The organism is Jannaschia sp. W003, from assembly GCF_025144335.1.
Taxonomy (GTDB): Bacteria; Pseudomonadota; Alphaproteobacteria; order Rhodobacterales; family Rhodobacteraceae; genus Jannaschia.
This window is the reverse complement of sequence record NZ_CP083539.1, coordinates 2,945,853-2,970,395: the sequence shown is the minus strand read 5'-3', so window position 1 is coordinate 2,970,395 and position 24,543 is coordinate 2,945,853. Positions and strand designations below refer to the sequence as shown.

At 70.6% G+C, this 24,543-nt stretch carries 24 protein-coding genes; 7 read left to right on the top strand and 17 right to left on the bottom strand.

Annotated elements, in window-relative coordinates; all coding sequences use genetic code 11:
* Positions 1–76: 76 nt before the first annotated feature.
* The 3 genes from K3554_RS14675 to hemB form a co-directional block, all read right to left on the bottom strand.
* The gene (locus K3554_RS14675; protein ID WP_259941570.1) at positions 77–1,798 is read right to left on the bottom strand and encodes an ATP-binding protein; all 1,722 of its coding nucleotides are present in this window, start codon (positions 1,796–1,798) and stop codon (positions 77–79) included.
* Between the two features lie 277 nt (positions 1,799–2,075).
* The gene (locus K3554_RS14670; protein ID WP_259941567.1) at positions 2,076–2,504 is read right to left on the bottom strand and encodes a BrnA antitoxin family protein; all 429 of its coding nucleotides are present in this window, start codon (positions 2,502–2,504) and stop codon (positions 2,076–2,078) included.
* Between the two features lie 122 nt (positions 2,505–2,626).
* The gene (gene hemB / locus K3554_RS14665; RefSeq protein ID WP_259941564.1) at positions 2,627–3,622 is read right to left on the bottom strand and encodes a porphobilinogen synthase; all 996 of its coding nucleotides are present in this window, start codon (positions 3,620–3,622) and stop codon (positions 2,627–2,629) included.
* A gap of 118 nt (positions 3,623–3,740) precedes the next feature.
* Here hemB and K3554_RS14660 point away from each other — a divergent pair, with 118 nt between their 5' ends.
* Genes K3554_RS14660 through K3554_RS14650 form a run of 3 tightly spaced genes read left to right on the top strand, consistent with a single transcriptional unit; the run spans position 3,741 to position 9,147 of the window.
* The gene (locus K3554_RS14660; RefSeq protein ID WP_259941560.1) at positions 3,741–4,268 is read left to right on the top strand and encodes a component of SufBCD complex; all 528 of its coding nucleotides are present in this window, start codon (positions 3,741–3,743) and stop codon (positions 4,266–4,268) included.
* A gap of 57 nt (positions 4,269–4,325) precedes the next feature.
* The gene (gene mfd / locus K3554_RS14655) at positions 4,326–7,823 is read left to right on the top strand and encodes a transcription-repair coupling factor (RefSeq protein WP_259941556.1); all 3,498 of its coding nucleotides are present in this window, start codon (positions 4,326–4,328) and stop codon (positions 7,821–7,823) included.
* 22 nt (positions 7,824–7,845) lie between these two features.
* Positions 7,846–9,147, top strand: coding sequence for a cation:proton antiporter (locus tag K3554_RS14650; RefSeq protein WP_259941553.1), 1,302 nt, complete (start codon positions 7,846–7,848; stop codon positions 9,145–9,147).
* Between the two features lie 4 nt (positions 9,148–9,151).
* Here the strand turns inward: K3554_RS14650 and K3554_RS14645 are convergent, their stop codons facing one another.
* Positions 9,152–10,357 (bottom strand): MFS transporter, encoded by a 1,206-nt coding sequence (locus tag K3554_RS14645; protein ID WP_259941552.1) that lies wholly within the window; start codon positions 10,355–10,357, stop codon positions 9,152–9,154.
* The gene (locus K3554_RS14640; RefSeq protein ID WP_259941551.1) at positions 10,354–11,022 is read right to left on the bottom strand and encodes a DsbA family oxidoreductase; all 669 of its coding nucleotides are present in this window, start codon (positions 11,020–11,022) and stop codon (positions 10,354–10,356) included. Before K3554_RS14640 ends, K3554_RS14645 begins: the two co-directional genes overlap by 4 nt.
* Before the next feature lie 122 nt (positions 11,023–11,144).
* On the opposite strand from K3554_RS14640, the gene K3554_RS14635 reads away from it, so the two are divergent.
* The gene (locus K3554_RS14635; RefSeq protein ID WP_259941549.1) at positions 11,145–12,182 is read left to right on the top strand and encodes a sensor histidine kinase; all 1,038 of its coding nucleotides are present in this window, start codon (positions 11,145–11,147) and stop codon (positions 12,180–12,182) included.
* Between the two features lie 4 nt (positions 12,183–12,186).
* Here the strand turns inward: K3554_RS14635 and K3554_RS14630 are convergent, their stop codons facing one another.
* The 11 genes from K3554_RS14630 to K3554_RS14580 form a co-directional block, all read right to left on the bottom strand.
* Positions 12,187–13,602 carry a class I adenylate-forming enzyme family protein gene (locus K3554_RS14630; protein ID WP_259941548.1) on the bottom strand — a complete coding sequence of 472 codons (1,416 nt, stop codon included), beginning with the start codon at positions 13,600–13,602 and terminating at the stop codon, positions 12,187–12,189.
* Between the two features lie 89 nt (positions 13,603–13,691).
* Positions 13,692–14,687 carry an ABC transporter substrate-binding protein gene (locus K3554_RS14625; RefSeq protein ID WP_259941545.1) on the bottom strand — a complete coding sequence of 332 codons (996 nt, stop codon included), beginning with the start codon at positions 14,685–14,687 and terminating at the stop codon, positions 13,692–13,694.
* Positions 14,688–14,719: 32 nt separating this feature from the next.
* Positions 14,720–15,553, bottom strand: coding sequence for an ABC transporter permease (locus tag K3554_RS14620; RefSeq protein ID WP_259941543.1), 834 nt, complete (start codon positions 15,551–15,553; stop codon positions 14,720–14,722).
* On the bottom strand, positions 15,550–16,473 hold the full coding sequence (locus K3554_RS14615) for an ABC transporter permease (RefSeq protein ID WP_259945968.1): 924 nt from the start codon (positions 16,471–16,473) through the stop codon (positions 15,550–15,552). Before K3554_RS14615 ends, K3554_RS14620 begins: the two co-directional genes overlap by 4 nt.
* 71 nt (positions 16,474–16,544) lie before the next feature.
* Positions 16,545–16,718 carry a hypothetical protein gene (locus K3554_RS14610; protein ID WP_259941541.1) on the bottom strand — a complete coding sequence of 58 codons (174 nt, stop codon included), beginning with the start codon at positions 16,716–16,718 and terminating at the stop codon, positions 16,545–16,547.
* Positions 16,715–17,500, bottom strand: coding sequence for an ABC transporter ATP-binding protein (locus K3554_RS14605; RefSeq protein WP_259941539.1), 786 nt, complete (start codon positions 17,498–17,500; stop codon positions 16,715–16,717). Before K3554_RS14605 ends, K3554_RS14610 begins: the two co-directional genes overlap by 4 nt.
* Positions 17,488–17,895 (bottom strand): VOC family protein, encoded by a 408-nt coding sequence (locus tag K3554_RS14600; RefSeq protein WP_259941535.1) that lies wholly within the window; start codon positions 17,893–17,895, stop codon positions 17,488–17,490. Before K3554_RS14600 ends, K3554_RS14605 begins: the two co-directional genes overlap by 13 nt.
* A 7-nt stretch (positions 17,896–17,902) precedes the next feature.
* Positions 17,903–19,366: a dihydropyrimidinase gene (hydA, locus tag K3554_RS14595; RefSeq protein ID WP_259941530.1), complete on the bottom strand. Its 1,464-nt coding sequence runs from the start codon at positions 19,364–19,366 to the stop codon at positions 17,903–17,905.
* A 54-nt stretch (positions 19,367–19,420) separates the two neighbouring features.
* Positions 19,421–19,699, bottom strand: coding sequence for a hypothetical protein (locus K3554_RS14590; protein WP_259941527.1), 279 nt, complete (start codon positions 19,697–19,699; stop codon positions 19,421–19,423).
* Positions 19,675–19,944, bottom strand: a complete 270-nt coding sequence (locus K3554_RS14585) for a hypothetical protein (protein ID WP_259941525.1) — start codon at positions 19,942–19,944, stop codon at positions 19,675–19,677. The genes K3554_RS14590 and K3554_RS14585 overlap by 25 nt, the downstream gene beginning before the upstream one ends.
* An 81-nt stretch (positions 19,945–20,025) precedes the next feature.
* The gene (locus K3554_RS14580; protein ID WP_259941523.1) at positions 20,026–21,282 is read right to left on the bottom strand and encodes a Zn-dependent hydrolase; all 1,257 of its coding nucleotides are present in this window, start codon (positions 21,280–21,282) and stop codon (positions 20,026–20,028) included.
* Between the two features lie 129 nt (positions 21,283–21,411).
* On the opposite strand from K3554_RS14580, the gene K3554_RS14575 reads away from it, so the two are divergent.
* A complete protein-coding gene (locus tag K3554_RS14575) occupies positions 21,412–22,020 on the top strand; it encodes a TetR family transcriptional regulator C-terminal domain-containing protein (protein ID WP_259941521.1) in 609 nt (202 codons plus the stop codon).
* A gap of 183 nt (positions 22,021–22,203) precedes the next feature.
* Entirely contained in the window at positions 22,204–23,100 is an 897-nt protein-coding gene (locus K3554_RS14570; protein WP_259941518.1) for a VPLPA-CTERM sorting domain-containing protein, read from the top strand.
* Between the two features lie 49 nt (positions 23,101–23,149).
* Here K3554_RS14570 and K3554_RS14565 read toward each other — a convergent pair whose 3' ends face one another.
* Positions 23,150–23,803, bottom strand: coding sequence for a hypothetical protein (locus tag K3554_RS14565; protein WP_259941516.1), 654 nt, complete (start codon positions 23,801–23,803; stop codon positions 23,150–23,152).
* A 186-nt stretch (positions 23,804–23,989) separates the two neighbouring features.
* Here K3554_RS14565 and K3554_RS14560 point away from each other — a divergent pair, with 186 nt between their 5' ends.
* A complete protein-coding gene (locus K3554_RS14560) occupies positions 23,990–24,469 on the top strand; it encodes a hypothetical protein (protein ID WP_259941514.1) in 480 nt (159 codons plus the stop codon).
* The last annotated feature ends 74 nt before the right edge of the window (positions 24,470–24,543 follow it).

The window sequence follows — 24,543 nt, the reverse complement described above, 5'->3', positions numbered from 1 at the left end:
TCGAACCGGACTTTCGCTGCGCATGCGTCCTGCGGGTGCCGTCGGAGGTCAGGTGTGCGGAAAGAACGGACTCGAGCTACCGAGGCTCGATCGCTGGAAGAACACTCTTCACAGCGTTTGCTATGCCGCTTGAGCTATTTGCCGCAAGAACCCTGATAACCCACGATTCAAAGTTTTCCCTCCTGGTCCCTTTTAAAACTGACGCCAAAGTTGCGGTGATTCCTTTTTTGTTGTCGTAATAGCGCAGAAGTGCCGTCAAATCTTTCTGCTCTATAGCGGCCTTTATTTCTCGTGTTCGAGCTTCTACGACCTCAGAAACATCCAAATTTGCGGTGCGAGTATTGTAATCATGAATTAGCTCTTCACTTGATGTGGAGCCTGAGAAATCGAGCTTCTTCAGCATGCGATCAATACGCCTTTGACAATGACGGGCGACCACCTTGTCAATCTTTTCATCGCTATCGAGTAAGCCGAATATTCCGCTGGAAACATCATCGAGCTTCTTTTGCAAGTCAGTCCCAGTGAAGCCGTCAGATTTGGCAATCGCGGAGCAAACCACTGGAAGAGCTATAAGGTTCTCGATCTCCGATACAGGAATGACCTTAATTCCCAAATCTTCGAAATAAGCTACATCCTCATCGCTGTAGTCATCGCCATCCACGATACCAGAACATGTTACCCGGGTCAGACTTGCATTCGCACGCATTGAAACCACTGAATGGATGACTTCGGAGCAAGAAGACTTTGGAACAACTGTCCATTCTGGATAGCATGCGCGGTATATTGCGTAGTCAAGGCTATCATGCGTGCCCTCGACAAAAAGGATGGGGCGCCTGCTGCCCAGAATGAGTGTGACCAGCTCCTCTGGAAATCCGGTGTTCTCCGGAATCTCTTCAATCACCCAGTGGGGCTGAGGTGTAAAATCTCGAATGACATACTTTTTTGCTGATCGTGCAGCTGCGAAATCAAGGTCGTGAGTAATATATATAAATCCACAATCCCTCCGAGTGGCCTCTATTTCGTCCCATAGCTTCGCCATTATCGAACGATGAACGTGAAGCTCTGGTTCATCGACGATCAAGACTGTTCCTTCCGCTGCAACCAGTGCTTGACCTATCATGTAGAAGATTGCTCTCTCCCCATCACTCATATCGGAGGCGGGGTAGGCTTCACCAACGCCGCCGGCTGAAACTGTGATGTTATCCCCGGAGATGTGAAGTTGACGATGAGGAAGAAGGCGGTTCCAGATTTCGAGAAGCTTGTCGAACTTGGTAATTTCGAAGCTGTCTTCGCTTTGATCTGCGCCCGGCTTATGCCGATGATAGGCTTTCAAAGAGGTGTTAGACTGATCGGCAAAAAGCGCTTGGATGAGAAAATCGAAATCATTCAGCAGATGGGTCGCATCTTTACTGCCCCACCTGTGGCCGTGCCTATATTGCACGGTAGCATTGTTTGACGCGTTGCCGGTGTATCCAAATCGCAACCCGGAGAGCGCTTGCCTTTCGCTGATTTTTTGAACCTCAGGGTTCATCGAGAGTGCACGATGTGCGGACACGCGGTGTGCCGCATCTTCCAGTTTATTTTCGATATGAACTGTGAGACGCGTTTTTCCGCCACCGTTCGCGCCGACGAATATGACAGTCTCGCCTGGGTCGAACCTTACTGCGAGAGCTTCACCCAGGGTGGGAATAGTAAAATTGAAGGTCATAGTGCTCTGCGATTCGCTATTTTCTGGTACTGCTACCGAGGGCTTGGAGCCTTCACAACTGGCGCTGTTGCCTTTTTTATACCAGCGCACCGCTGTTTGACGATGCCAGTGCCGCGACGAGTCAATTCAGCGACAACCGGCAGCAAGCGATTGTCTTCTACTGGTCGTCCGCGAAAATGCAGATCGTGCGGCGATTCACTTCTGCCTTGGGCGTCTCAGGGTCCGCATACAGCTCAAAGCCGCCTTGCGGCGGTGCAGCGCCAAGTCCGAGTTCGGCGTGGTCTGAATGTCTGCTTCTTACCTGACAGCTTGGATGGCTCACTCCTGCGGCGAAGGTCGGCTGTCCGCCCCACCGCTCACCACCCCCTCACTCGAACTTCCACTCCTCCGGCACCTCCCCGCTCCCCGCCTTGTACGTGCGCCGTATCTTCCCGTACATCTCCTCGATCTCCTTGCCGTCGCGCGGGCGGGGCTTGTCCATCCAGTCCTCGCGGTAGCGCTCCAGCAGGTCCTCGTTCTCGATCAGACCCCCGAGCCGGCAGAGCATGAAGCTGCGCAGCACCCCGTTCATGCGCGGCCCGTACCCGTCGCCCATGGAGCGGAAGAAGCGCAGGACGTCCTCGTCCACGCGGATCGTCACCCGCCGCTTGCGCGCCGAGCGCCGGCGCCAGATCTCGGTCCACTCCTTGGGGAACCGCTCCTCGCGGGTGATCTTCGAGTGCATGTCCCACTCGAACCTCCACAGGATCTCCAGCATCTCGTTCAGGTGGTTCCGCTCGCGCTTCGTCGTCGCCATCGCCGTCCTCCGATCCGGAGCGGTTCTCGGCGCGCGCGGTTAACGGGGCGTGAACAGGGGGAGGCCGCGCGTCTGCACGGGGGGCGCACGGGGGGTGCACGGGGGGCGCCCCCCCTCGGGCGCTACTCCCAGCCCCGGGCCAGCAGCCCCGCCGCCTCGGGCGCGAAGTAGGTCAGCACGCCGTCGCACCCGGCCCGTTTGAAGGCTCCAAGTGCCTCCATCATAACCTTTTCCCCGTCGATCCACCCGTGCTGCGCCGCCGCCCGGATCATCGCGTACTCGCCCGACACCTGGTAGGCGAACACGGGGATGTTGAATTCCGCCTTCGCCCGCCGGCACAGATCGAGATACGGCATCCCCGGCTTCACCATCACCATGTCCGCGCCCTCGGAAATATCCCGCGAAATCATACGCATGGCCTCGTCCCCGTTCATCGGGTCGATCTGGTAGGTCTTCTTGTCGCCCGTGAGCGCGCCCGCCGCCCCCACCGCGTCCCGGAACGGCCCGTAGAACCCGCTCGCGAACTTCGCCGCGTAGCTCATGATCGCAACGTGCTGATATCCCTCGGCTTCCAGCGCCCCCCGGATCGCCGCCACCCGCCCGTCCATCATGTCCGACGGCCCCAGGACGTCCGCCCCCGCCTCGGCCTGCGCAAGGGCCTGTCTCACGAGCGCTTCCACGCTCTCGTCGTTGACCACCTCGCCCCCCCGCACGATGCCGTCGTGGCCCCGCGCGTTGTAGGGATCGAGCGCCACGTCGGTCATCACCAGCACGTCCGGGCAGGCGGCCTTGATCGCCCGCGTGGCGCGGTTCGAGAGGTTGTCCGGGTTCCACGCCTCCTCGCACCCGTCGGTCTTTAGCGCGGCGTCCGTGTAGGGGAACAGGCACACGGCGCGGATCCCGAGCGCCCGCGCGCCCTCCACCGCCTCCACGATCCGGTCCACGGAGCGGCGCACCACGCCGGGCATGGACGGCACCTCCTCGAGCACGCCCTCGCCGTCGCGCACGAACAGCGGCCAGATCAGGTCGTCGGCCGAGAGCCGCGTCTCGCGCACGAGCGCCCGCATGGCGGGGGTGCGGCGCAGGCGGCGCGGGCGGGCGGCGGGGAAGGGGGCCATGATGCGCTCCGGTCACATTCGCGCCCGTGGCTCGCACGGCCCGCGCGCGCCTTCAACCGCCCCACTTGCTCCCGCCCGTGCTCTCCGCGACAACCCCGCCCGGAGCGCGGGAGGCCCCTTGGATTTCTTCTTCATCGAGACGGCCTTCGAGGTCATCGACATGCGGTCGTTCTCGAACCTCTGGTTCTGGATCGCGCTGGCCGTGATGTGGTCCACCGCGTCCTACTGGGTGGTGGGCGTGCCGCTCGACCTCGTGCGCCGCGCCGCCAAGGGCGACCGCGCCGCGCTGGCGGACGCGCACCAGCTCGGCACGATCCACGCCCGCCGGCTGATCCACGTGGCCGCCGTGTCGGGGCTTCTGATGACCGGCTTCACCTTCTTCGTCCTCACCGCGCTGGCGCTGCTCGGCTTCCTCTACCGGGTGGAGTTCGCGCAGGCGGTGTTCCTCCTGCTGCTGCCCATGTCGCTCGTGGGCTGGCTCAACCTGCGCACCGCGCGCCGGGTCGCCACCGTGCCGCCGCCGCTCCTTCCGGGCCTGATGCTCGGGCACCGGCGGGTGGTGCAGGGGATCGGGGTGGTGTCGATCTTCGTGACCTCGATGTGGGGCATGTGGACCAACGTGAACGCGAACGTGCTCGGCGGCTGAGGGGCGGGGGCAGCGCGCGCGGTTGACACCGTGCCCCCTGCGGATACCTCCGCCCCCATGGATGACGCCCCCTCCGACCTCGCCACCGTGCCGCTGCCCGCGGGCCACATCCGCGCCGGCGGCGCCCCCGAGGGCTTCGACGCCCGCGCCGTGCTGCGCGAGCTGGAGCGCGGGCACCCCGTGGTCCACGTGGCGCGCGACGACAAGCGCATGGAAGCCATGGCCGCCGCGCTGCGCTTCTTCGCCCCCGGCACTACGACGCTGCGCCTGCCGGCCTGGGACTGCCTGCCCTACGACCGCGTCAGCCCCGCCGCCGACATCTCGGCCGAGCGCATGGCCACGCTCACCGCGCTGGCCCACGGGCTGGGCGGCAAGCTCGTCATCCTCACCACGCTGAACGCGGTCGCCCAGCGGGTGCCGGCGCGCGCGACCCTGAAGGGCGCGGGCTTCGCGGCCCGGCTGAACCAGCGCATCGACGAGGACGCGCTGCGTAGCTTCCTCGTGCGCATGGGCTTCACGCAGACGCCGACGGTCACCGAGCCGGGCGACTGGAGCCCCCGCGGCGGCATCATCGACATCTGGCCGCCCGGCCAGCCCGCGCCCGTCCGGCTCGACCTCTTCGGCGACACGCTGGACGGGCTGCGCCGCTTCGACGCCGCCACCCAGCGCACCACCGAGCAGCTCGACGCGATCGAGCTGGCGCCCGTCTCCGAGGTGCTGCTCGACGGCCCTGCGATCACGCGGTTCCGGCAGGCCTACCGCATCGAGTTCGGCGCCGCCGGCACCGACGATCCGCTCTACGAGGCGGTCAGCGCGGGCCGCAAGGCGCAAGGGGCGGAGCACTGGCTCAGCTTCTTCCACGAGACGCTGGAGACGCTGCCCGACTACCTGCCCGATGCCGCCTTCGTGCTCGACGACGGTGCGCTGGCCCAGCAGGCCGAGCGCTGGACGCAGATCGTGGACATGTACGAGAACCGGCGCGAGGCGCTGCGCTCGCGCGCCCGCGTGGACAGCGTCTACAAGCCCGCGCCGCCCCAGGGGCTGTACCTCTCGCCCGAGGCCTTCGAGGCCGCGCTGGCGAAGCGCCGCACGCTGCACCTCTCGCCCTTCGCCGCGGCCCCGGGGCCGGGCGTGGTGGATCTCGGCGGTCGGGTGGGCCGCTCCTTCGCGCCCGAGCGCCAGCGCGAGGACGTCTCGCTGTTCGGCGCGCTGGCCGAGCACATCGCCGCCCGCCGCGCCGAGGGCGCCGTCGTCATCGCCTCCTACTCGGGCGGCGCGCGCGAGCGGCTGGAGGGCCTGCTCGACGACCAGGGCGTCGCGGGCATGAAGCCCGTGCGACGCGCCGACGACGTCGCCAAGGGCGAGCTGGGCCTCGCGGTCTGGCCGTTGGAGCGGGGCTTCGAGGGGCCGCTCGGGAAGTCCCGTCTTACGGTCATCTCCGAGCAGGACGTGCTGGGCGAGCGGCTGATCCGCGGCCGCAAGCGCAAGCGCCGCGCCGAGAATTTCCTGACCGAGGCGCAGGGGCTGTCGGTGGGCGACCTCGTGGTCCACGTGGATCACGGCGTCGGCCGCTTCCTGGGGCTCGAGACCATCGAGGCGGCGGGCGCGCCGCACGAGTGCCTGGCGCTGGAGTACGCCGGCGGCGACCGCCTGTTCCTGCCCGTGGAGAACGTGGAGCTGCTCAGCCGCTACGGCCACGAGGAGGGGCTGCTCGACCGGCTCGGCGGCGGCGCGTGGCAGGCGCGCAAGGCCAAGCTCAAGGAGCGCATCCGCCAGGTCGCCGACCGCCTCATGCGCATCGCCGCCGAGCGCGCCCTGCGCCGCGCGCCCATCCTCGAGGCGCCCGCCGACATGTGGTCCGCTTTCGAGGCGCGCTTCCCCTACGAGGAGACCGATGACCAGCTCCAAGCCATCGAGGACGTGCGCGAGGGCCTGCGCTCGGGCCAGCCCATGGACCGGCTCGTGGTGGGCGACGTGGGCTTCGGCAAGACCGAGGTCGCCATGCGCGCCGCCTTCATCGCCGCCACCTCCGGCAAGCAGGTGGCCGTGATCGCGCCCACCACGCTGCTCGCCCGCCAGCACGCCAAGAGCTTCGCCGACCGCTTCCGCGGCTTCCCCCTCGTGGTGCGCCAGCTCTCGCGCTTCGTGTCCGCGAAGCAGGCCGCCGAGACGCGGGCGGGCATCCGGGAGGGCACCGTCGACATCGCCATCGGCACCCACGCGCTGCTGGCCAAGTCGGTGCAGTTCCACGACCTCGGCCTCCTCGTGATCGACGAGGAGCAGCGCTTCGGCGTGGGCCACAAGGAGCGCCTCAAGGAGATGCGCTCCGACGTCCACGTGCTGACCCTCTCGGCCACGCCGATCCCGCGCACCCTCCAGATGTCGCTCACGGGCGTGCGCGACCTCAGCGTGATCGGCACGCCGCCCGTGGACCGCCTCGCGATCCGCACCTACGTCTCGGAGTTCGACGGCGTCACCATCCGCGAGGCCCTCCTGCGCGAGCACTACCGCGGCGGCCAGAGCTTCGTGGTGGTCCCGAAGATCAGCGACCTGAGCGAGATGCAGGCCTTCCTGGAGGCGCAGGTGCCCGAGGTCAGCTTCGTGATCGCCCACGGGCAGCTCGCCGCGGGCGAGCTCGACGAGCGCATGAACGCCTTCTACGACGGCAAGTACGACGTGCTCCTGTCCACCACGATCATCGAGAGCGGCATCGACATCCCCACCGCCAACACCATGGTGATCTGGCGCGCCGACATGTTCGGGCTGGCCCAGCTCTACCAGATCCGGGGCCGGGTGGGGCGGTCGAAGACGCGTGCCTACGCCTACCTCACCACCAAGCCCCGCGCGAAGCTGACGCCCGCGGCCGAGAAGCGCCTGCGCGCGCTGGGCTCGATCGACGCGCTGGGCGCGGGCTTCAACATCGCCTCCCAGGACCTCGACATCCGGGGCGGCGGCAACATCGTGGGCGAGGAGCAGTCGGGCCAGAACGAGGTCGGGCACGAGCTCTACAACTCGATGCTGGAGGAGACGATCCGCAAGCTGAAGGCGGGCGACGCTGGGCTGGCGGACGCGCTGAGCGACGAGTGGTCGCCGCAGATCGCCCTCGGCGTCCCCGTCCTGATCCCCGAGGACTACGTGCCCGACCTCGACGTGCGCCTCGGCCTCTACCGGCGCCTGTCGGGGCTGGAGCGCAAGGTGGACCTGGAGGGCTTCGCCGCCGAGCTGATCGACCGCTTCGGCCCGCTCCCCCGCGAGGTGAACGTCCTGCTGCGCGTCGTGCGCATTAAGGCCATGTGCAAGCGCGCGGGCATCGAGAAGCTGAACGTCGGCGCCAAGGGCGCCACGGTTGAGTTCCACGGCAACCGCTTCGCCGACCCCGCGGGGCTGGTGGACTACCTGAAGTCTTGGAAGGGGGCGGCGCAGGTCAAAGGCGACCGCATCGTTATCAAGGCCGCCGCCGAGACCGAGGGCGAGCGCGTGAAGGGCGCCTTCGCCATCGCCCGCGATCTCGCGCGCGTGGCGCAGGGGGGAACCGCCGCCGCGGCGGGGGGTTGAGGCCCCGACCGGGGAGGGGCCGATGCTTGCGACGCTCGATGCGCGGGACGCCATCTACCTCGTGGTCGGTCTCGCCCTCTTCGCGCTGACCCTTCAACCCGCGCTGGGCAGCCGCCGCTGGTTCAACCTGCCCCTGTTCTACGTGCTGGCCGGAACACTGTTCGGCGGCATCGCGGTGATCCGCATCGACCCAGTGGCGGGCGGGCTGCAGGCCAAGGTGATCGAGCACGCCTCGGAGCTGATCGTGATCATCTCCCTGGCCGGCGCGGGGCTGGCCATCGACACCGTGGAATCGTGGCGCTCCTGGAACCCGACGTGGCGGCTGCTGCTGGTGACGATGCCGCTCACCATGGCGGCGGTGGCCTTCCTCGGCCACGCCTGGCTGGGGCTGACCCTGCCGGGCGCGCTGCTGCTGGCTGCCGCGCTCGCGCCCACGGACCCGGTCCTGGCCCGCTCCGTTCAGGTCTCGCCGCCCGGCCAGCGCGAGGAGCCGATGGAGGTCGCGCTCACCGCCGAAGCGGGGCTGAACGACGGGCTGGCCTTTCCGTTCGTTTACTTCGCCGTCCATGCCGCGGCCCTCGGCACGGGTGCCATGCTCGGCTCCGAGGCGTGGCTGTGGGACTGGATGTGGTTCGACCTGCTCTACCGCGTCGCGGCGGGCGTGGGCGTCGGCTTCCTCGTGGGGCGAGGCCTGTCCTGGGCGATCCTGTCGCGCTGGGGCGACGCCTCCACGGGGGCGTGGAACGCGGTGGTGGTGATCCTGGCCTCCACCATGCTGAGCTACGGCGCGGCCGAGGCGGTGGACGGCTACGGCTTCCTGGCCGTGTTCGTCGCCATGCGCTCGGGCCGCTCGCGCACCCGCGGCACCGAGGACGAGGGCTACGAGCGGTTCGCCCACCACGGCGCCGAGCAGCTCGAGGCGATCCTGCTCGCGGTGCTGCTGCTGTGGCTCGGCACGTTCATCGGCGGCGGCGCGCTGGCCGGGCTGCGCTGGCAGGAGGTGGCCTTCGCCTTGGCGCTCGTGCTGCTGATCCGGCCCGCCGCGGGGCTCGTGGCGCTGGTCGGCCTCGGGGGCGGGCTGAAGGGCAAGCGCAAGGTGGCGTTCTTCGGCATCCGCGGCATGGGCTCGGTGTTCTACATCGCCTACGCCCAGACCCACGCCGACTTCGTGTCGATCGACGCCGTGTGGCGCATCGCGGCCGTCACCATCGTGGCTTCGATCGTGATCCACGGCTACGCGGCGAACCTGCTGCTACCCGAGGACGAGCCGGACGAGGAGGTGCACCCCCACCGCCGCGGCGGGCGGCCCGGCGAGAACGGCTGACGAGCTACTCCCGCAGGCCCGCCGCCAGCCAGGATCCCACCGCCAGGAGCAGCGCCACGCCTGCCACGAGGGGCAGGGGCGTGCCGTCGAACATCAGCCCGATCGGCGTCGCCAGCACGATCGCCCCGAGGGTGGCCACGGCGCTGACGATCGAGGAGGCCGTGCCCGCCACGTGGCCCAGCGGCTCCATGGCGATGGCATTGAGGTTACCGATGGTCAGCCCGGCCAGCGCGAACGAGCCCACCTGCCACAGGAGGAACAGCGGGAAGCGCCCCGCCTCGGGGCCGAGGTGCCAGAGGGCCAGCACGACGAGGCTGAGCGCGAGGTGCGCCGCCAGCGCCCGGCGCAGCAGCCACAGCATGCCCAGCCGCTCCACCAGCTTGGCGTTCAGGAACGAGGCGCTGCCCGACACCAGCGCCACGGCGCCGAACCAAAGCGGGAACTCGTCGGCGCGCCCGAAGGTCGTCTCGTAGATCGGCTGCACCGACATGATGGTCGCGAAGAGCACCGAGAACACCACGCACTGCGCGGCCACGGCCCGGCGCACGTTCGGCAGCGACACCACCTCGCGCGCCGCCGCCATCTGCGGGCCGACCCGCAAGGAGCGCCTCCGCGCGGGCGCGAGCGTCTCGGGCTGGCGCAGGGCGAGCCAGAGGCTGGAGAGCGCCGAGAACAACACGAAGGACCAGAACACGCCGCGCCAGCCCGCGAGGGCGGCGATGCCGGCGCCGATGGAGGGCGCGATGGCGGGCACCAGCGTGAAGGTCATCATCACGAACGAGGCCACCCGCGCCATGCCGCGCCCGGCGTAGAGGTCGCGGATCATGGCCATCGCGGCCACGCGCGGGCCGGCCGCGCCGAGGCCCTGCAGCACCCGCGCCGCGACCACGCCCTCGAGCGTGGGCGCCACCGTGGCCAGCGCCGCGCCGAGGCAGTAAAGGGCCGCGCCCCCCAGCATCACCGCGCGCCGCCCCCAGGCGTCCGAGAGGGGACCGGCGAACAGCGTGCCCCCGCCCATGCCGAGCACGAAGCCCGACACCACGAGGCCCACGGCGTTCGGGGCACCGGGCGACAGCTCCGCCGCCATGGCGGGCAGGGCGGGCAGCATGGCGTCGATCGAGAAGGCGATGGTGGCGGCAAGCATCGCCATCAGCGCCACGAACTCCGGCATCGGCAACCGGCGCGCGGGCGCGTCCGTGAGGGCGGTCATGACGGGTCCGCGTCGTCCCGGACGCCCTGCTCGGCGAGCTGCCGCTGGAGGTCGTCGATGATGCCCTCCCAGCTCTCGGGGGGCTGCGCGCCCACCACCACGGCCTGGCTGGCGATCACGAAGGTCGGCACGCCGGTCACGCCGCGCGCGCGGGCGTGGGCGTCGCGGCCCCGGATGTCCTCGGCGTCGGCGTCCGAGGCGAGCAGGCGTTCCGTCATCGCGCGGTCCATGCCGCAACCCTCGGCCACGTCGAGCAGCACGCCATGGTCGCCGATGTCGCGTCCGGCCTCGAAGTAGGCGGCGAACAGCGCCTGCACCACGGGCGTCTGGCGTCCCTCCAGCCCGGCCCAGTGGATCAGGCGGTGGGCGTCGAGGGTGCTGGGCGTGCGCGCCATGCCGTCGAGGTTCAGCGACAGTCCGGCCTTTTCCGCGGCCTCGGCCACGGGGGCGTAGGCGCGCACCGCGCCCTCGCGCCCGCCGAACTTCCCTTCGAGGTAGGCACGCCGGTCCATGCCCTCGGGCGGCATGTCGGGGTTCAGCTGGAACGGGTGCCACTCTAGCGCGAAGGGGTGATCGGGGCGCGCCTCGAGGGCGCGGAACAGGTGGGCCTTGCCGATGTAGCACCAGGGGCAGATCGGGTCGGACAGGATGTCGAGCTTGAGCATGGGCGGCCTCGCGTGGCGAAGCGGCGAAGGTATGCTCCATCGCGGCGCGGCGAAACCCCCGCTTGCCCGCGGGCGGGCCGCCGTGCGAAGGGCGAGGGTCAGTTCCAGGTCCGAGGTCACGCATGACGACGATGGAGACGTTCGGCGCGGGCAAGCAGGATGCGCTCGCCCAGCTGGTCGACGAGGCGGAGTGGGTCTCGCTCGCGTCCACCGTGGGCGGCATGGGACGCTACGTGGTCGATCCGGCCGCGGGCGTGTGCCAGCTCGACACGGCGATGTCCTCGATCATCGGGACGGGCCCGGCGGGCACGCTGATGCCGCTCGAGGAGGCGCTGGGCAACGTGGCCGAGGCGGATGCGCCGCGGGTCCGCGCGGCGATCGAAGAGGCCGTGGGCGCGATCGGCGAGCCCGTGCGCGTCGAGTTCCAGTACGACCACCCCGACGGCCGGACGCTCAGCCTCGACAGTCACTTCCGCGCCGTGCGCGCCGGCGAGCGCACGCTGCTAGTGGGCCTGGCCCACGACGTCACCGACCTGCGCCGGGCGCGCGACACCTCGGAGATGCTGGCGCGCGAGATGGCGCACCGGCTCAAGAACGTGTTCGCGCTGGTGCAGGGCATGTTCAACATGGCCGCCCGCGGCGCCACCGACGTCGCCGCCCTGTCGGAGGGGTTCCGCGGCCGCCTGCAGGCGCTGGCGGCGGTGAACGCGCTGACCTTCGCGGGGCGCGAGCGGTCGGTCGCGCTCTCGGACCTCGTGGACGAGGTGCTGGGCCCGCTGGTGGAGGCCGGCCGCGTCGAGGTCCGCATCGAGCCGTTCGCGCTGAACGGCCCCGCGGCGCAGACCGTGGTGCTGGCGCTCAACGAATTGATGACCAACGCGGTGAAGCACGGCGCGCTGCGCGACGAGGGCGGCACGGTGCGCGTCGAGATCACGGTCGAGGGCCCCGACTTCGTGTTCCGCTGGCACGAGAACGCGACCCATCCCGTCGAGGCGCCCACGGGGCGCGGCGGCTTCGGGATGCGGGTGCTCCAGACCATGACCGTGGCGACCTTCGAGGGGCGCCCCACCTTCGACTGGCGCCCCGAGGGCCTGCGCTTCGAGTGCCACTGGAACGCCGCCGAGTTCAGCGACGTCTCCCTGGGCAAGCCGGGGAGCTGAGCCGCTAGCGCAGCTCCGCGCGGATCAGCTTGCCGTTCGGGTTGCGCGGCAGGCGCTCGCGCCGCAGCCACATGCGCGGCTGCTTGTAGCGCGCGAGGCGGGCCGCGGCGTGGGCGTCGGCGGCCGCCTGGTCGAGCGGCGGGCCGACGTAGTAGGCGGCGAGCACCGTCGCCCCGCCGTCGGTGCGAACCTCGCCCACCGCCACGTCCTCCACGGGCAGGCCCGCGAGCGCGGCCTCCACCTCCACGGGCGAGACCCGGTAGCCGCCGGGGTTGAGCATGGCGTCGGCGCGGCCCAGATGGCGGATCGCGCCGTCCCCGGCCTCCTCCACGAGATCGCCGGTGGGGAACCACTCGCCTTCGGGCGCCCGCGGCGCGCCGTCCTCCCAGTAGCCCAGCATCAGCCCGGGATCGCCGCGCCCGACCTCCAGGTGCCCGTCCCGCACCCGCGCCACGCGGCCCGGCTGGACGTGGCCGCTCCAGCCCTCGGGGGCGGGGCGGGCGGGGGAGCCGGACACGAAAGTGGAGCACTCCGACATGCCGAGCGCCTCGTGCACGTCCGTCCCCGTCGCCTCGCGCCAGGCCGCGCGCGTGGCCGGGGGCAGGGCCTCGCCGGCGCTGAGGCCGTGGCGCAGGGCGGGGAGGGGCGGGATCGCGCCGCGCAGGAGGCGGCGATAGACGCCGGGCGCGGCGGCAAAGATCGTCGCGCCGTGCTCGGCCATGAGGGTGGGCAGGGCCTCGGCGGCGGTATCAGGCGCGGGGATCAGCGCGGTGGCGCCGATGGCCCACGGGTCCAGGAGGCCCGTGCCCAGCGTGTAGGTCCAGTTGAACGCGCCCGCGTGGAGCATCCGGTCGCTCGCGCGCAGCCCGTACCAGCCCTCCCACATGGCGCGGCGCGCCAGCACGGCGCGGTGGGCGTGAGCCACGGCCTTCGGCGCGCCGCCCGAGCCGGAGGTGAACACGAGGTAGCCCAGCCGCTCGGCGTCGCCGCGCGGCCAATCCGCGAACGGCAGGGCGGGGCCGTCGAGGTCGGCCGCCTCCACGGCGCGCACGCCGGGCGGCAGGGCGATGCCCGGTTCGTGGACGGCAAGGGCAGGGGCGATGCGCTTGGCCATGGGGCCGATCTCGGCCTCGGTCAGCAGCGCCGAGGTTGGCACGGGCACCAGCCCCGCTGCGGCGCAGGCGAGGTGCGTGACGGGGAAGTCGGGCGAGTTGCCGAGGCGCAGCAGGACGCGCGCGCCCCCGGGCAGGCCGAGGGCCGCGAGCGCCCCGGCCCGCCGCTCCACCGCCCGGAGCAGCGCGCCGTGGGAGAGGCGCGGCCCGCCGCCGAGCACCTCCAGCGCGGGGTGGTCGGGACGCGCGCGCCCGGCATCGAGCACGTAGGCGGCGAGGTTGAAGCGGGCGGGGTCGCGTTCGGTCATGGGCCGAGAGGTGGCGCGCGGCGCGGGCGGGCGCAAGAACGGAAAACGGGCGCCCGAGGGCGCCCGTCCGGTCCCGTGAGCGGGTGGGATCAGTTCAGCGCGAGGTCGGTGATCTTCGGCGTCCAGGCGCCCTCGGGTGCCTCCGTGATCACCGGGTCCGAACCGCCCGCCAGCAGCGTGTCGACGGTGCGCTGGTAGTCGGCCTCGTCGAGCGCGCCGTTGGAGCCGGCGGTCAGCTTGGCGATCTCGCGCATCATGCGCTGCTGGTGCGCCTCGGTCTGCGCGCCGGTCTCGTCGTTCTCGAGCACGATGGCGGCCGCCTCGTCGGGGTTCTCCTCGGCGTACTTCCAGCCCTTCATCGAGGCGCGCACGAAGCGGACCATCTTGTCGGTGAACTCGGGGTCGGCGAGGTTCTCCTCCAGCACGTAGAGCCCGTCCTCGAGGGTGGCGACGCCCTGGTCCTCGTACTTAAAGGTCACCAGCTCGTCCTCGGAGACGCCCGCGTCCAGCACCTGACCGTACTCGTTGTAGGTCATGGTCGAGATGCAGTCCGCCTGGCGCTGCAGGAGCGGATCGACGTTGAAGCCCTGCTTGAGCACCTCGACGCCGTTCTCGTCCTTGCCGTCGGTCTCGAGCCCGAGCTGGGCCATCCAGGACAGGAACGGGAACTCGTTGCCGAAGAACCAGACGCCCAAGGTGCGGTTCGCGAGGTCCTCGGGGGACTCGATACCTACGTCGGCCCAGCAGGTGAGCTGCATGCCCGACGACTTGAAGGGCTGGGCGATGTTCACCAGCGGCAGGCCCTTCTCGCGCGCGGCGAGGGCGGCGGGCATCCACTCGACGGTCACATCCGCGCCGCCGCCCGCAATCACCTGCGTGGGCGCGATGTCGGGGCCGCCGGGCAGGATCGTGACGTCGAGGTTCTCCTCCTCGTAGAAGCCCTTGTCCTTGGCCACGTAGTAGCCTGCGAACTGGGCCTGCGTGACCCATTTGAGCTGGAGCGTGACCTCATCCATGTGCGCGTCCGCCATGGCGGCGGGGGCGGCCAGCGCCCCGAGGGCCAGCCCTGCGATCAGGTGTCTCATGTCGTCTCTCTCCCGGTTGTGGTGGCCCGTCTCTAGCGGCGGGCTCTCTGCGATGGATGCCAGAACGTCAGCCGCTTTTCGAGCGCGGCGATGGCGGCGTAGCTGAGCGAGCCCACGAGGGCGGCGGCCACGATCTCGGCCCAGACCATGGGCAGGTTCAAGCGCCCGACCTCGGTCGAGATGCGGAAGCCCATGCCGACGGTGGGGCTGCCGAAGAACTCGGCGACGATGGCGCCGATCAGGGCGAGCGTGGTGGCGATCTTGAGGCCGTTGAACACGAAGGGCAGCGCGGCGGGGATGCGGAGGTACCAGAGCGTCTGCGCGGTCGTGGCGGCATAGGTGTGCATCAGGTCGCGCTGCATCGCTCCGGTGTCGGCGAGGCCCGCGACGGCGTTCACGAGGACCGGGAAGAACACCATCACGACGACCACGGCGGCCTTCGACTCCCAGCCGAAGCCGAACCACATCACGAGGATCGGCGCGGTGCCCACGATCGGCAGGGCGGCCATGAAGTTGCCCACGGGCAGCAGCCCCCGGCGCAGGAAGTCGGAGCGCGCGACGAGGAGGGCGGCGCCGATGCCCGCGCCGCAGCCGATCAGCCAGCCGGACAGTGCGCCCTTGAGGACGGTCTGCACCACATCCTCCCACAGGGTGGGCAGGTTGAGGGCGACGGCCTCGGCGATCTGGGTGGGCGCGGGCAGGATCACCTCGGGCACCGCGAACAGACGCACGCCCGCCTCCCAGAGGATCAGCAGCGACAGGCCGAAGAGGGCGGGCGCGGCCCAGCGGCCGGGCCGGGTCCGCGCGAGGCGCACGTTTCCGGCCCAAAGCGCGGCCCAGAGGGCGAGGAGGCCGACGGCGCTCATCGGGCCAGCCCCATGCGGGCGAGGACCACACGCTCGATCAGCGAGAGCAATGCCACGAGGAGCGCCGCGACCAGGGCGGCGGCGAAGAGCGCGGACCAGATCTGCACGGTCTGCCCGTAGTAGCTGCCCGCCAGCAGCCGCGCGCCGAGGCCGCGCACGGCGCCGGTGGGCAGCTCGCCCACGATGGCGCCCACGAGGGCTGCCGCGACCGCGATCTTGAGCGAGGCGAAGAGGTAGGGGGCCGAGGCGGGCAGACGCAGGCTCACGAGGGTGCGCAGCTGGCTCGCGCTCCAGGTCCGCATGAGGTCGAGGTCGGCGGGCGAGGGCGCGCGCAGGCCCTTCACCATGCCCACCGTGACCGGGAAGAAGCTGAGATAGGCCGAGATCGCCGCCTTGGGCAGCAGGCCCTGCACCCCGATCGAGTTCAGGACCACGATGATCATGGGCGCGATGGCGAGGATCGGGATGGTCTGCGAGGCGATGGCCCAGGGCATCACGCTGAGGTCCATGACGCGGGAATGGACGATGCCGATGGCGAGCAGGATGCCCAAGCCGGAGCCGATGGCGAAGCCGAGCAGGGTGGGGGCGAGGGTGAGGCCCGCGTGGAACACGAGGCTGCGCTTCGAGGTCACCGGCAGGCCCACGGTCGAGGACCACAGCTCGGCCGCCACCTGATGGGGTGCGGGCAAGCGGGCGCGGTCCTGCGCGAAGGCGCGCGCCGTGGCCTCGGCGGGGTTGGCGAGGGCGATGGCGAGCCCGCCCATGGAGCGCCGCTCGGCGGCCGTCGCCGGGGTGACGGCGATGCCGGCGCGCTCGGCCTCGAGCACCGACTGCTGGGCGTTCATGGGGATGCAGGCGAGGTACCAGAGCGCGACGAGGCCGGCGACCACCACCAGCACGGGCACGAGGGTGTGGGTCATGGCCCGCACCCGCAGCGCCACGCGGCCCGAGCGGCCGATCCCCGCGGCGGGGGCGGAGAGCGGCGCGTCGGTCACCGGCTCCTCCAGCGGCGGATCAGGCGAACGGCGGAAACCACCGCCACCAGCAGCGCGAGCGCGTCCGTGACCGGGTTCCGCATCGCCGCGAAGCGCTCCGCAAACAGGAACACCGCGGCGGCCAGCAGCCCCAGAACGTCGCCGGCGGCGGAGCCCATGGCGCGGCTCATGCCGCCTCCATCCCCTCGCGCAGCCCTTCGCGGACGCGGTGGGCGACGGCGAGGAACTCGGGCGTGTCGCGGATGTCGAGGGGGCGCTCCGTCGGCAGCGGCGAGTCGATCACGTCGGTGATGCGCCCGGGGCGCGGGGACATGACCACGATCTTGGTGCTCAGGTACACCGCCTCGGGGATCGAGTGGGTTACGAAGAGGATGGTCTTCTGCGTGCGCGCCCAGAGCCGCAGCAACTCCTCGTTGAGGCGGTCGCGCACGATCTCGTCGAGGGCGCCGAAGGGCTCGTCCATCAGCAGGAGGTCGGCGTCGAAGCCGAGGGCCCGGGCGATCGAGGCGCGCTGCTGCATGCCGCCCGAGAGCTGCCAGGGATACTTGTTCTCGAAGCCCCCCAGCTCGACCAGCTCCAGCACCCGGCGCATCCGCTCGCGGCGCTCGGCCTTGGAGAAGCCCATGATCTCCAGCGGGAGCGTGACGTTCCGCCCGATGGTGCGCCACGGGTAGAGCCCGGCAGCCTGGAACACGTAGCCGTAGGCGCGCGCGCGGCGGGCCTCGTCGGGGGTCATGCCGTTGACCGCGAGGGTGCCGCCGGTGGGGGTCTCGAGGGCCGCCACGCAGCGCAGGAACGTGGTCTTGCCGCAGCCCGAGGGTCCGATGAAGGAGACGAACTCGCCGGGGGCCACGTCGAGGGAGACGTCGCGCAGTGCGTCGACGGGGCCGTCGCCGGTCTGGAAGGTGAGGTCGAGGGATTGGGCCGATACCACCGGGTTCACGTCTGCCATAGCTTACCTTCCGCGAACTCGATGCTGTTGCCCGCCGGGTCGCGCACGTAGATCGAGCGCGCGCCGTTCGGCCATGCGAAGTCGGCTTCGATGGCGACGCCCGACATCTCCAGCCGCGTGCGCCATTCGTCCAGCGCCGGCCCGTCCGCCCGGAAGCAAAGGTGACCCGGCCCCCGTGCCCCGTGGGGCGGGACCGGAAGCGCGCCCTCGCGCGGGGGCCGTTCGGTGGCGGCAGGGTCGAAGATCAGCACCACGCCCTCGCCGCAGCGGAAGAACACGTGCCGCCCCTCGACCTCCACAATTCGTTCCATCCCGAGCAGGCCGCCGTAGAAGCGCTTCGCGGCCGCGAGGTCGTCGGCATAGAGAGCGCTTTCAAGGACGGCTTCGGGGGGCACGGGATGCTCAAACCCCCGCCGGAATGTTCATCGGATCGCGCTCGATCTTCCTCGGCGTGTTCAGCGCCTTCCACCTCGACAGCGCCTTCGCCGCCGATGCGAACGGCGGCCGCCGAACGAATTTCCCCCGCCCCGGCTGGGGCTGCGAGTTCTGGCCCCAGGCCCAGATCACCTCGCCGCGGGACAGGGTGTAGCGGGGGGCGGCCTTCAGCTCCATGCCCTCGAACACGTTGTAGTCGATGATCGACTTCTGGGTGTTCACCGAGACGGTCCGGTGGATCGACGGATCCCAGACCACGATGTCGGCATGGCCGCCCACGGTGATGCTGCCCTTCATGGGGTAGATGTTCAGGATCTTGGCGATGTTGGTGGAGGTGACGGCCACGAACTCCTCGGGCGTCAGGCGCCCGGTCTCGACGCCCTGCGTCCAGAGCACGCCCATGCGCTCCTCCAGCCCGCCGGTGCCGTTGGGGATGCGGGTGAAGTCGTCGACCCCCATGCGCTTCTGCTCGTCCGAGAAGGCGGCGTGGTCGGTGGCGACCACCTGCAGCGAGCCCGAGGCAAGGCCGGCCCAGAGGGAGTCCTGGTGGTCCTTGGAGCGGAACGGCGGGCTCATCACCCGGCGCGCGGCGTACTGCCAGTCCTTGTCGAAATACTCGGTCTCGTCGAGCGTCAGGTGCTGGATCAGCGGCTCGCCGTAGACACGCATGCCCTTCTGGCGCGCGCGGCGGATCGCCTCGTGGGCCTGCTCGCAGGAGACGTGGACGATGTAGAGCGGCACGCCGGCGGCATCCGCGATCATGATGGCGCGGTTCGCGGCCTCGCCCTCGACCTCCGGAGGGCGCGAGTAGGCGTGGCCCTCGGGGCCGGTGATGCCGTCGGCGAGCAGCTGCTCCTGCTTGGCCGCCACGATGTCGCCGTTCTCGGCGTGGACCAGGGGCAGGGCGCCCAGCTCGGCGCAGCGGCGGAACGACGCGAACATCTCGTCGTCCTCGACCATCAGCGCGCCCTTGTAGGCCATAAAGTGCTTGAAGGTGTTGACGCCCCGCTCGCGCACCACGGTCTCCATCTCGGACCAGATGCGCTCGTTCCAGCCGGTGATCGCCATGTGGTAGGAGATGTCGGTGCAGATCTGCCGCTCGGACTTCCGGTCCCACGCATCCAGCGCGGACAGGAGCGAGCCGTCCTCGCCGGGCAGGCAGAAGTCGACCAGCATGGTGGTGCCCCCAGCGGCGGCGGCGAAGGTGCCGCTCTCGAAGGTCTCGGCCGCGGTGGTGCCCATGAAGGGCATCTCCAGGTGGGTGTGCGGGTCGATGCCGCCGGGCATGACGTAGGCGTCCGAGGCGTCGATGGTCTCGTCGCCGCGCAAGCCTTCGCCGATCTCGACGATGGTCTCGCCCTCGACGAGCACGTCGGCCTTCCACTGGCGGTCGGCGGTGACGATCGTGCCGTTCTTGATGACTTTGCTCATCCGAGCCCTCCTGTTCGCCCCCCGCCGGGGCCGTTCCGTGTTGCGATCGCGCCCCTAGCCGATGCAGTAGTGCCCGCCGTCGGGGCGGCGCACGGGGTAGAGCGTGCCGTCCAGCTCGTAGGCGTAGCACCCGTCGCGCTCACGCACGTCGGCCTGCGCCACGCCGCGGGGCAGCAGCGCATCGATGGCGAGGGGCAGGGGATAGTCGATGGGCACGTAGCCGGCCGGATCGAGCGGGCCGGACGGCGCCGGCACGCAGGCCGCGAGCGCGGCGGCGAGCGCGAGGCCCGCCGCCCCACGTCGCGGGGTCAGGCCGCGGCGCCGCGTTCGCACAGGGGCCGGCCGGGCGTCAGCTCCACCGGGAACTCCTGCCCTGACTGCCGGAAGTACCAGCAGCCGTCCCGCCGCAGCACGTCGCCGGACGGGACCGAGGCCGGCACGCGGCTCAGCACCACCTTCGGAACGGAGGTCCGCCCGGCCTCCACGCCGGAGGATCCCGCCGGCCCCGTCGGCGCCGGGGCGCCGCAAGCCGAGAGAAGGGCGAGCGCCGCGAGGGCGGGGAGGATTCGTGCTGTCATGGAAACGTCTCCGGTGGACCAGGCGCAGCAGCGCCGCGCAGAGGGTGGCAGGGCCGCGGATGCCGATCAACCGCGCGATCCTCAAGACACCACCTCGGCCGATTCCAGCACCGCGCCCAGCAGCACGTCGGTGCCCGCCTGCGCCCACTCCCGGCTGATCTCCTCGGCCTCGTTGTGGCTCAGGCCGTCGACGCAGGGGCACATGATCATGGCCGTGGGCGCGACCCGGTTGATCCAGCAGGCATCGTGGCCGGCGCCCGAGATGATGTCGCGGTGGGAGTGGCCCAGCCGCTCGGCCGCGGCGCGCACGGCGGCGACGCAGCCCTCGTCGAAGGCGACAGGGTCGAAGCCGCCGACCTTCTCCAGCTCGACCCCAAGGCCCATCTCGCCGCAGATGCGCTCGGCCTCCGCCTTCAGCCGCGCCTCCATGTCCTCGATCACCGCGAGGTCGGGCGAGCGGAAGTCGACCGTAAAGACGACTTTGCCCGGAATCACGTTGCGCGAGTTGGGGTGCACGTCGATGTGGCCCGCCGCGCCGACCGCGTGGGGGGCGTGGCTCAGCGCGATGGCGTTCACCGCCTCCAGGATGCGCGCCATGCCGAGGCCCGCGTCGCGGCGCATCGGCATCGGGGTGGAGCCGGTGTGGCTGTCCTTGCCGGTGACGGTCACCTGCGTCCACGACAGGCCCTGCCCGTGGGTCACGACGCCGATGTCGACGTCCTCGGCCTCCAGGATGGGCCCCTGCTCGATGTGCAGCTCGAACATGGCGTGGATGTCATCCCGGCGGGCGCCCACCTCCTCGGCGCCGCGCCAGCCGATGCGGTCTAGTTCGTCGCCGAAGCGTTTGCCTTCGGCGTCGGTGCGGTCCTCGCACCACCCTTGCGTGTGGACCCCGGCGAACACGCCCGAGGCCAGCATGGCGGGGGCGAAGCGAGTGCCCTCCTCGTTGGTCCAGTTGACCACCACGATGGGGCGGCGGGTCTTCACGTTCAGGTCGTTGAGGGTCCGCACGACCTCCAGCCCGCCGAGCACGCCGAGCACGCCGTCGTACTTGCCGCCCGTGGGCTGGGTGTCGAGGTGCGAGCCGACATAGACCGCCGGCAGGTCCTCGGTGCCCTCGCGGCGGGCGAACATGTTGCCGATGGCATCCACGCCCATGGTGCAGCCCGCGGCCTCGCACCAGCGTTGGAACAGGGCGCGGCCCTCGGAGTCGGCGTCGGTCAGGGTCTGGCGGTTGTTGCCGCCCGCCACGCCGGGGCCGATCTTCGCCATCTCCATGAGGCTGTCCCACAGCCGCTCGGCGTCGATCCGAAGGTTGCTCCCGTGCGCGCCGTCCATGCTGTTCCCCTCATATTTGACCGCTTGGTCAAATCGACGCTACCACGGGGCGGCATTCAGTCAACCGCCGCGCGCATCGCCGCGCACCGCGGGCTGGACGGGAGAGCCCGGGCAGGGAAGGATGGGGCCATGGACGACAGCGGCGGGGGCACTCGCATCCAGCGGCGCAACCGGGCGCGCATCCTCGACGCCGCCATCGAGGTGTTCGCGGCCGAGGGCTTTCGGGGCGCCACCCTCGACGGGCTGGCCAAGGCGGCCGGGCTGTCGAAGCCTAACCTCCTCTACTACTTCGCGTCCAAGGAGGCGGTGTACGTCGCCCTCCTCGACACGCTCCTCGACACTTGGCTCGATCCGCTGCGGGCACTGGATGCCGACGGCGAGCCGATGGCCGAGATGCTGGCCTACGTGCATCGCAAGCTGGAGCTCGCGCGCGACTACCCCCGCGAATCGCGCCTCTTCGCGGGCGAGATCCTGCGCGGCGCGCCGATGCTGGAGTCGGAGCTGCGCGACCTGCGGGCGATGGTCGACGAGAAGGCGGCCGTGATCGCGGGGTGGATGGAGGCGGGGCGCCTCGCGCGGCTCGACCCGCATCACCTCGTGTTCTCGATCTGGGCGCTGACGCAGCACTACGCAGATTTCGAGGCCCAGGTGCGCGCGGTGCTGGGCCGAAACCGCGACCCCTGGAGCGAGGCGGAGCAGGAGCTGGAGGTACATTTCCGGCGGGTGCTGGCGCCGTAGCGCCCAGCAGGCGGAACAAAGCCCGGAGTTTTCCGACCCTTGCCGTTCTCGGAACGGCGACAATCGCTTGCGGGCGCAATCGGGCCTCGATAATCAGGGGGAACGGCCCTACATCATGCTCGAGCGCGAGCCGAAGATCGGCGGTTCGGTCTTGATCCGCCCTCGACAACAGTGAGCTGCCCCATGAGACGTCTGCTGCCCGTGATCCTCGCATCGTTCGCCCTGCCGTCCGCGGCGGTGGCGGCGACGACCATGTCCGGCTCCTCCGACATCGTGTTCGTGGGCGCACCGGCGGGTGGGAACGCCGTCGGCGCCGCACCCGCCCGGGCGTCCGGAGTGGCAGGGTCCGCGAAGCGCGGCGGCGCGTCGTCCTCCTCGGTGGCGGGCCCCGTGGGCCGGACCGCCAGCCTGGGCGCCTCCGGCTCTGCGGGAGCGGGCGGAGGCCGCGGCGCGAGTGGTGGCGGTTCGGGCGGAGCGGGCGCTTCGGGTGGGGCCAACCCCGTGGCTGCGCTCGCCTCGAGCGGCGCCGGGACCGTCGGGACCATCGCTTCGGGCGGCGCGGGTTCGATCGGGGCGCTCGCTTCGGGTGGCGTCGCGCAGTCCCGTGCCAGCGATCCTGACAGCGACGGGCCCGTTGGCGGCGAGACCCCCTCCGATGTCGCGGGGGCAGGCAACGGCTCGGGTCTGACCGCGCCGGTCGACCTGCTCCTCGGTGGTCTCGCCGGCGGGCCGACCGCCGCCACGCCGAACCCGGCGGAGCTGGAAATCGGCTCGGCCGCCCCCCGCGACGCGGGCGTGCTGGCGCCGCTCCTGCAGCAGGTCGCCTTCGTCGGCGGCGATGCGGCAGCCGCGGACCCGGTGCAGGACGTGGTGCCCACCCCCGTGCCGATGCAGGCCGTGCTCGGCACGATGGACGACGCCGGGTTGTTCAAGGACGCGGGCTCGCTCTCGGCATCGGTCTCGCAGGCCTCGATCGTTGGCTTCTCGCCGGTTCCGCTGCCGGCGTCGGCGTTCCTGCTGCTCGGCGCGTTCGGCACGCTCCTCGTCGCGAGACGGCGCCGGACCGCCGCCACGGCCTGACACCAAAAGGCGCGAGGGACGGCCATGTGCCGTCCCCCACCGCCGGCGTCTACATCCGGCGCGCCTTCGCGCCCAGCTCCTCGGTGATTACCCGAAGCTCCGCCTCCAGCACCCGGTCCGAGAAGGCCGTGGGCGTGCGAAGAACTTGGCCCGCTTCCGCGTCGAGCACCCCGAAGGTCGCGCCGTCTATATCCGCGAACGTCTCCCCCATGATGCGCGCCACCGCGCCGGCCTGATCGCGGCGCAGGCGCGGCGCCTCGCGCCCGTAGACCGCGATCACGTCGAGCCGGCCATGGCGCCCCTCGATGGCGATCTCCGGTGCCACCTCGATCTCCAGCGCCCCGCCCGGCGCCCGCCACACGCCCGAGGGCGGCGGCACCATCCGGCCCCCCTGGCGGTCGAGCCAGTCGGCCACGCGCTCGAACACCTCGCCGTTGCGCCGGAGCATGGACTGGGTGGACGTCGCCTCGATCCCCTCCAGCGCCTCCCCGCGCCCGAGCCCCTCGATGGCGTAGGCACGCAGTGCGTCGCGGAACGGGGCGTAGAAGTCGAAGTCGCGGTGGCGGTGCCCGTCGAGCGATCGGAGCTGGTCGCCCACGTCGCGGGTGATCAGGCTGAGGAACGAGGAGAGCCGCAGCGTGAGACGGGGCCGCGGCTCGGGCGCGGGCCGGACGTGTCGCTGCTCGGGAGCGGAACGGGCCATGGAGTGAAAATAGGGGGCGGGACCCCCGCGTCGAGAGGTCGTCGTCCCGCCCCAGGGCAGGGCGGGCCGCGCGGCGGGTCCGTGCACGCTGCCCGAGGGATCGGGGCGAAAATCGACAGCGGAGCGGCGTCGTGGTAGGCTGACGCAGCGTCAACTACGGGTCGGCGCGATGGGGAGGACGATACCATGAAGATCAAGACGAGCCTAGTCGGCGCCTTCGCGTGCATTGCCGCTCCGCTCGCGTGGGCGGGGGAGATGACGGTCTCGGGCACCGGGCACGGCCAGGCCGACAACACCATGCACGCGGTCGCCGAGGGGCACATGCTCGTGGAGCTCCGCACGATCTACGACGATTTCCAGCTCGACGATCCCGCGAACCCGATGAACGGAATGACCGGACCGTGCTTCGGCGCGATGGAGGTGAAGGCCGGTGCCGTCGCGGGGGGCGGTCGCTGCCTCTACACCGACGCGGACGGCGACATGGTCAGCATGCAGTGGACGCCGAGCGGCCTCGGCGCGGACGGCGCGGTCACCGGCGACTGGTCGGTCACGGGCGGGACCGGCAAGTGGGTCGAGGCGAGCGGCAGCGGCGACTTCTCGTCGCTGACCGACCCGGGCACGGGACGGAACGTCAACACCGTCAGCGGGACGGTGACGCTGCCCTGACCGGGGCAGCCACGCCCGCCGGCGGGCGAACGCGGACGCGGCGCCCCCCTCCGAAGCGCCTCGCCTAGGCAAGT